5 protein-coding genes are annotated in these 7,273 nt (G+C 46.9%); all 5 read left to right on the top strand.

What is annotated here, in order from left to right; genetic code table 11:
* Positions 1-542: 542 nt before the first annotated feature.
* Positions 543-1,889, top strand: coding sequence for a 4-aminobutyrate--2-oxoglutarate transaminase (gene gabT / locus H513_RS0104365; protein ID WP_036769794.1), 1,347 nt, complete (start codon positions 543-545; stop codon positions 1,887-1,889).
* A gap of 14 nt (positions 1,890-1,903) precedes the next feature.
* Positions 1,904-3,319: an NAD-dependent succinate-semialdehyde dehydrogenase gene (locus H513_RS0104360; protein WP_026799623.1), complete on the top strand. Its 1,416-nt coding sequence runs from the start codon at positions 1,904-1,906 to the stop codon at positions 3,317-3,319.
* A 24-nt stretch (positions 3,320-3,343) separates the two neighbouring features.
* The gene (speB, locus tag H513_RS0104355; protein WP_026799622.1) at positions 3,344-4,303 is read left to right on the top strand and encodes an agmatinase; all 960 of its coding nucleotides are present in this window, start codon (positions 3,344-3,346) and stop codon (positions 4,301-4,303) included.
* 29 nt (positions 4,304-4,332) lie between these two features.
* On the top strand, positions 4,333-5,730 hold the full coding sequence (locus H513_RS0104350) for a YjiH family protein (RefSeq protein ID WP_407946615.1): 1,398 nt from the start codon (positions 4,333-4,335) through the stop codon (positions 5,728-5,730).
* 147 nt (positions 5,731-5,877) lie between these two features.
* A complete protein-coding gene (locus tag H513_RS0104345; protein ID WP_026799620.1) occupies positions 5,878-7,272 on the top strand; it encodes an APC family permease in 1,395 nt (464 codons plus the stop codon).
* The last annotated feature ends 1 nt before the right edge of the window (position 7,273 follow it).

Raw genomic sequence — 7,273 nt, 5'->3', positions numbered from 1 at the left:
TCTCCCCAATGTTCCTCATACATCATTCCTTTTCTGATCACCTGTTTTTCTTGTGGCACCTGCTCTTCATCCGCATATTTCTTGGCGGTACGCCAATTCACTTGAGCTCTTTGAGCAATTTCATTTATAGATACGTCTTCATGATTTCGTATAGTTTTGATATGATTAATCTTAGTCATTGCTAGCAATCCTTTCGACCTCCACTGTGTTTGATTCGACACCAATTACAGTAGAGTTATATTGGATGGCTGGCAAGGCTTTTTTTATCTAAAAAAGAAGTGCAGAGTTATGTACGTTTAGGTTGCACATCTCTGTACTTCTATTTTGCACTACACAACAGGTAAACTGTCCCTCTTTTTTTGTTGGGGGGCAGGGACAGTTTACCTGTCCCCCTGTCCCGCAATAAAATTCAGAATATTATTGAAACAGGGTGTTTCTTGTTATATAGTAGTTGTATATTAGGATTGTATACAATTTGTGCGTGCATGTGTTTTTCATAATATGGTTAGGATTGAACTCTTATTGGAGAAGGAGAGATTCTTATGACGAAGTATGCTTCTGTTCAAACGAATTTACCGGGGCCTAAGGCAGGGGAGTTGTTGGAGCGGCGTCATCGTATTGTGCCGGATGCGGTTAGTTATGGGATTCCTACATTTGTAGAACATGCGGAGGGTGCTCGTGTTCAAGATGTGGATGGGAATACGTTCATAGATTTTGCTGGGGCAATTGGAACGATTAACGTGGGGCATTGTCATCCTAAAGTGAAAGCGGCGTTACACGAGCAGGTGGAGCAATACATCCATACAGGGTTCAACGTCATGATGTATGAGCCTTACATAGAATTGGCTGAGAAATTGGCTGCTCTTAGCCCTGGGGACTTTGACAAGAAAGTGTTGCTTCAGAATAGTGGCGCTGAGGCGGTGGAGAATGCGGTGAAAGTGGCGCGTAAATATACAGGTCGCCAAGGCATTGTGACGTTTACGAATGGATTCCATGGCCGTACGTTAATGGCGATGACGATGACGAGCAAGGTGAAGCCTTATAAATTTGGATTTGGTCCATTTGCGCCGGAAGTTTATCAAGCGCCGTTTCCTTATCCATATCGACGTCCAATGGAAATGTCAGAAGAGGCGTACAACAACTATATGATTGAAGAATTTAAGAAATTTTTCTTAACGGAAGCAGCGCCAGAGACAATCGCGGCGGTTGTGATGGAGCCTGTTCAAGGGGAGGGTGGATTTATTGTCCCAGATCCAAGCTTCGTTCAAGCCGTCAAAGCTTTCTGTGAAGAACATGGCATCCTGTTCGTAGCGGATGAAATTCAGACGGGATTCGGTCGGACTGGGGCGTATTTCGGGATTGAACATTATGACGTGGTGCCGGACTTGATCACGGTATCTAAATCTTTAGGTGCTGGAACGCCAATTAGCGGTGTCATTGGTCGCCAGGACATTATGGATGCAGCTGGACCTGGTGAACTGGGTGGAACGTATGGTGGAAGTCCGCTCGGATGTCGAGCGGCGTTAGCAGTTCTTCAAGTAATGGAAGAGGAGCAGCTTAATGAGCGTGCGAATGCAATTGGTGGGCGTGTGAGAGAGCGATTGCTGCACCTTTCATCAACATATGAGTGTATCGGTGATATTCGTGGACTTGGTGCAATGGTTGCGGTAGAGATTGTATCGGATCGAGAACAAAAGGCGCCAGCAAAGGATTTAACGAAGGCCATTTTAGCGAATGCGCAAGAACGGGGATTGTTGGTGCTTGGTGCGGGATTGTATGGAAACGTAATTCGATTCTTAATGCCGCTTGTCATTACGGATAACGAACTAGAAGAGGGGCTAGATATTCTAGAGCAAGCCATTCATGTATGTACCCCTCAATATGTGTAGGTGGAGGTGTTCGGATGGAGATAATAATCAATGGAGAAAAGCGTGGTGCGGACAACGTAATTGAGGTGATTAACCCTTTTACACAAAGAGTGATAGATACGGTCCCTAATGCGAGTGAAGAGGATTTGCGTGATGCAGTCGATTCGGCACACCGTGCATTCATGAAATGGAAAGTGGAATCTGCGGATACTCGCGCTGCATTTCTTATGAACTGGTTCCAAGTAATCCAGATCCATAAAGAAGAGTTGGCTGAACTGATGACTATGGAACAAGGGAAGCCGTTGAAGGAGGCGTTGGGGGAGATTACTTACGCCAATAGCTACATTTCTTGGTTCGCTGAAGAAGCAAAGCGTATTTACGGCCAGACGATTCCCGCATCAAGCCCGGGTAAACGAATCTTTGTACAGAAGCAGCCGGTAGGTGTGGTGGCGGCCATTACGCCTTGGAATTTCCCTGCAGCCATGATCACGAGAAAAGTGGCACCAGCAATTGCGGCAGGGTGTTCCGTCGTAATCAAGCCAGCCGAAGAAACGCCACTTACTGCCCTTCGTCTCGTTGAACTTGCCCATGAGGCAGGAGCGCCAGCTGGGCTCATCAATATTGTTACGGGTGATGCGGAGAGGATTGGAGATACCTTGTTAGGGGACGAACGAGTTCGCAAGCTTTCTTTCACAGGTTCGACGGAAGTTGGAAAACTGTTAATGAAGAAATCAGCGGATACGATGAAGCGAATCTCTCTTGAACTAGGAGGACAAGCGCCTTTCATCGTCCTATCTGATGCGGATTTAGACAAAGCGGTAGCAGGAGCCATAGCATCGAAGTTTCGAAATGCTGGGCAGACGTGCATTTGTTCAAATCGGTTCTATGTGCATCATTCCATAGCGGAGTCATTTACTTCGAAACTGAAGGAAGCCGTAGCGGAGTTGAGAGTTGGAGATGGTTTAGATCAAGAGACGGACATTGGACCGTTGATTGATGAAGGAGCGTACGACAAAGTTAAGCGCCACATTGACAATGCGGTAGAGAATGGGGCATCGCTTGTTGTTGGTGGGGTCGTTGATGATACGTCACAAGGCTATTTCGTCGAGCCCACGATTTTGAGCGGGGCAGAGGACGACATGCTATGTATGACGGAAGAAACGTTTGGTCCAGTCTTGCCGATTGCAACCTTTGAAGACGAAGAAGAGGCGATTGCTCGTGCGAATGACACACCGTTTGGCTTGTCCGCTTATTTATTTACGCAGGACATTTCTAAAGCCGTACGTCTTTCTGAACAGCTCGAGTACGGGATTATCGGGTTGAATGATGGCGCACCTTCAGCGGCTCAGGCTCCTTTTGGAGGGATGAAAGAGAGCGGTATGGGTCGTGAAGGGGGACCACAAGGGATTGAGGAGTACTTGGAGACGAAGTATTTGTCGTTAGGACTGTAATCAATAAGAAAAGGGGTTATTCACATGTATAAACCAATTGATTCATCACTGTCACCGCGATTTTGCGGCATGCGTACATTTATGAGGTTGGAGGCAGTTCGGACAGAAGAGGACGTGGATTTTGCTGTCGTTGGTGTTCCTTTCGACACGGCGGCTTCGAATCGAACAGGACAGCGTGGAGGACCCCAACATATTCGAAACGCATCAGTTCTGTTACGGCCGTATAATCCTGACCAGGACATTTCAATCTTTGACCATGTGTCGGGGGTTGATTACGGAGATATTGATGTGATTCCTGGCAATGTGCATCGTACGTACGACAATATCGTGGAAGGGTTGAAGCCACTTCTTGAGAATGGAGTCACGCCAATCTTGTTAGGTGGGGATCATTCCATTTCACTCGGACATCTTCGTGCATTCCATGAGCAATATGGGAAGATGGCATTTGTTCATTTCGATTCACATGGAGATACGTGGGACAATTATTTCGGCGAGAAATACATGCACGGTACACCATTCCGACGTGCGGCCGAAGAGGGATTGTTAGATATGGAGCGTTCGGTTCAAGTTGGCCTCCGTGGTCCACTTTATGGTCCTGAAGACGTAAGTGATGCAGAGGAGCTTGGATTTGAAGTGTATACGATGAGAGATGTGCGGAAATTGGGACGAGAGCAGATCCTAGAACGCATTCATGAGAAGATTGGTCCTGACCATCCCGTGTTCGTAAGCTTTGATATTGATTTCGTTGACCCGGCCTACGCTCCAGGAACCGGAACGCCTGAAGTTGCAGGTCCGACTAGCTATGAGGCGCTCGAGTTCGTTCGGGGATTACATGGATTGAATCTAGTCGGATTTGATTTAGTTGAGGTGCTTCCAGAGTATGATTCCGGTGATACCACCGCAGGCCTTGCCTCTGCAGTTGGCTTTGAAATGGTCAGTCTGGTGGCGATGAAGAAGCGAGCTCAGAACAAAGTCTATCTTTAAAGAGAATGAATGAAGAAGGAGGAATGCTTGTGCAATCAAATTCAACCGAAGTTGCGACGAAATCAGAAGTTCAACCCTATGTGGATGGATATTCTCGTAAAGCGTATTTAAAGTTCATCCTCCCTTCTTTAATGGGTGCTATGTTATTCTTAGCACCCATTTATTATAAGGGGAAAGTGACCATTGGCATTGGCGTATTGGCGGAGTTCTTTCAAGGTGTCTTTGATGGCTATCTTCACATATTTATGACGTGTGTTATGGTGTTGTCCGTATTAGGAGTAATTTACGCACAAGTTGTAAAGCCAAAGTGGGTAATGCGGTCATCGTTCTTCTCTTCGTTATTTATCATCAACTCCTTTTGGATGGCTGTCCGTTCATTAGGCGCAATCTTTGCTGTTCTTACACTCTTTGAATTTGGTCCAGAATGGATTTACGGAGGTTCAACTGGCGGTACCGTGTTGTACTCGCTCATCCCGGTGTTGACTACGTGGTTCTTATTCGCCGGGCTGTTGATGCCGCTCATTTTAGAGTTCGGATTGATGGAGTTTATCGGCTCTATTTTCCGTAAAGTGATGAAGCCGTTATTCAAGTTACCTGGCCGTTCATCGATTGATGCGTTCGCTTCCTGGATGGGAAGTGGCACGGTAGGTGTCTTAATTACAACGCGGCAGTACGAAGAAGGATTCTATACGAAGCGTGAAGCAGCCGTCATTTCAACCACGTTCTCTGTCGCTTCCGTTGCATTTAGCCTCGTTGTGATCACCTTTATTGGTCTTGAGGACATGTTCGTCCAATTCTACTCGGCAGTCATCATCGGAGGACTTGTGGCAGCCGTCATTTGTCCGCGTATTCCCCCACTCTCTCTGAAGAAAGATGAGTACTACGAGCCAGTAGGCAAGCAAATCAGTGAAGCGGTCCCGGAACATACCTCTAACTTCAAATGGGGTGTACAGAAGGCAGTCGAGAAAGCGGAAAGCGTACCGAGCTATGGAAGTGTAGCCGTAAAAGGCTTGAAAAATGTGCTCGATATCTGGTTCGGCTTGCTGCCTTTAGTAATGGCGCTAGGAACGATTGCGTTGGTGATTGCAGAATTTACTCCATTCTTTACGTACCTTTCCTATCCGATCGTCGGGTTGTTGAACCTGCTACAAATTCCAGCCGCAGCAGAAGCTGCCCCAGCCATGCTTGTTGGCTTCGCGGATATGTTCCTACCAGCCGTAATTGGAAGTGGAATTGAAAACGAACTCTCACGCTTTGTCATCGCCGCAGTCTCCATGACCCAGCTCATCTACATGTCCGAAGTTGGCGTTCTACTAATGAAATCCAAAATTCCAGTCACCTTCCTAGACCTCATCATCATCTTTCTACAACGAACCATCATCACACTGCCCATCATCGCATGGCTCGCACACACCTTCTTCTTCTAACCGTGGGACAGGGGGACAGGTAAACTGTCCCAGTCGTTCGGCTGTATGGGTAGACAATGCGACTATATTGAATTGGTCTGTTGGAGTGGGAGAGATGTAAGTACAAATAACTGAATATTCAGATATAGCCATAGAGAGGAGCGAACCATGGGAGAAAATAAGCTAAATAAAATTTTGTCTTCCTTCGATTTGTTGGTCTTAGCATTGGGGGCCATGCTTGGATGGGGCTGGGTGGTATTGTCTGGTTCTTGGATTGCCTCTGCCGGTGCCATGGGTGCGGTCGTTGCATTTATCATTGGAGGATTTCTTGTCATTTGCGTCGGGCTTAACTATGCGGAATTGTCTTCCGCTATGCCGAAAGTAGGAGGGGAGCATGAATATGTGCATCGGGCACTCGGTTATAAAGCATCGTTCATTGCTTCCTGGGCCATAACGCTTGGATACATATCGGTTGTGACGTTTGAAGCGGTAGCACTACCAACCGTCATTGATTACCTGCTGCCAGATTACCAAGCCGGGTACTTATGGACAGTCGCAGGTTGGGATGTTCATTTAAATTGGGTGCTCATCGGTTCGGTCGGGGCACTCATCATTACAATCATCAACTATTTTGGCGTGAAGCAAGCAGCTGTGATGCAGACTGTGTTTACTCTAATGATTGTTGGAGTTGGAATGATGCTTATCTTTGGGGCTGGTATGTTCGGAGATACGAAGAATCTTGCACATGGATTTAGTGGGGGAGCCGGTGGAATCATGACGGTCCTCGTTATGGTACCCTTCCTATTTGTAGGATTTGATGTCATTCCTCAAGTTGCGGAAGAAGCAAATGTTCCTCCAAGAAAGATTGGGCGGTTTCTTATCCTATCTGTGGTAGGTGCGATTGTATTTTACATTGCGGTTACGTTCGGTGTGTCCCTAGGATTGAGCTCGAGCCAACTGGCCACTTCCGAATTGGCGACGGCAGATGCGATGGCCAACTTATTTGGTTCAGATCTATTTGGGAACATCCTGATTATTGGAGGGGTGGCAGGGATTATAACGAGCTGGAACTCATTTATCATTGGAGGAAGTCGCGTCCTTTACGCAATGGCCCAATCTGGTATGTTGCCAGAGTGGTTCGGCACATTACATCCGAAGCATAAGACGCCATCAAATGCAATCCTATTCATCGGATCACTCTCCATGCTTGCACCGTTGCTCGGTAGATCCGCGTTAGTCTGGATTGTGAACGCAGGTGGGCTTGGAATTGTATCCGCTTACTTTCTTGTCGCATTATCGTTTATTGTCCTAAGAAAAAGAGAACCTACCCTTGAACGTCCATTTCGGGCAGGGAAGACACCAGTATTTGGCTATTTAGCGCTTCTACTAAGCCTTGGCTTTATAGTTTTGTACATGCCAGGCATGTCTGCTGCGCTTGTATGGCCGTATGAGTGGCTGATGATTGCAGCATGGACGATGCTCGGAGCCTACTTCTTTATTCGGATGAACAGAGGGGCTTATGCGCGACAAATGACTCGTGTTAGGGAACATTATGAAGCATGAT

The organism is Pontibacillus halophilus JSM 076056 = DSM 19796, from assembly GCF_000425205.1.
GTDB classification, from domain to species: Bacteria; Bacillota; Bacilli; order Bacillales; family BH030062; genus Pontibacillus_A; species Pontibacillus_A halophilus.
The sequence above is the reverse complement of the archived record's forward strand: the minus strand, read 5'-3'. Positions and strand labels throughout refer to the sequence as shown.

Coding starts and splice junctions, on each gene's coding strand:
- gabT (WP_036769794.1), top strand. CDS start 543: ATGACGAAGTATGCTTCTGTTCAAACGAATTTACCGGGGCCTAAGGCA.
- H513_RS0104360 (WP_026799623.1), top strand. CDS start 1,904: ATGGAGATAATAATCAATGGAGAAAAGCGTGGTGCGGACAACGTAATT.
- speB (WP_026799622.1), top strand. CDS start 3,344: ATGTATAAACCAATTGATTCATCACTGTCACCGCGATTTTGCGGCATG.
- H513_RS0104345 (WP_026799620.1), top strand. CDS start 5,878: ATGGGAGAAAATAAGCTAAATAAAATTTTGTCTTCCTTCGATTTGTTG.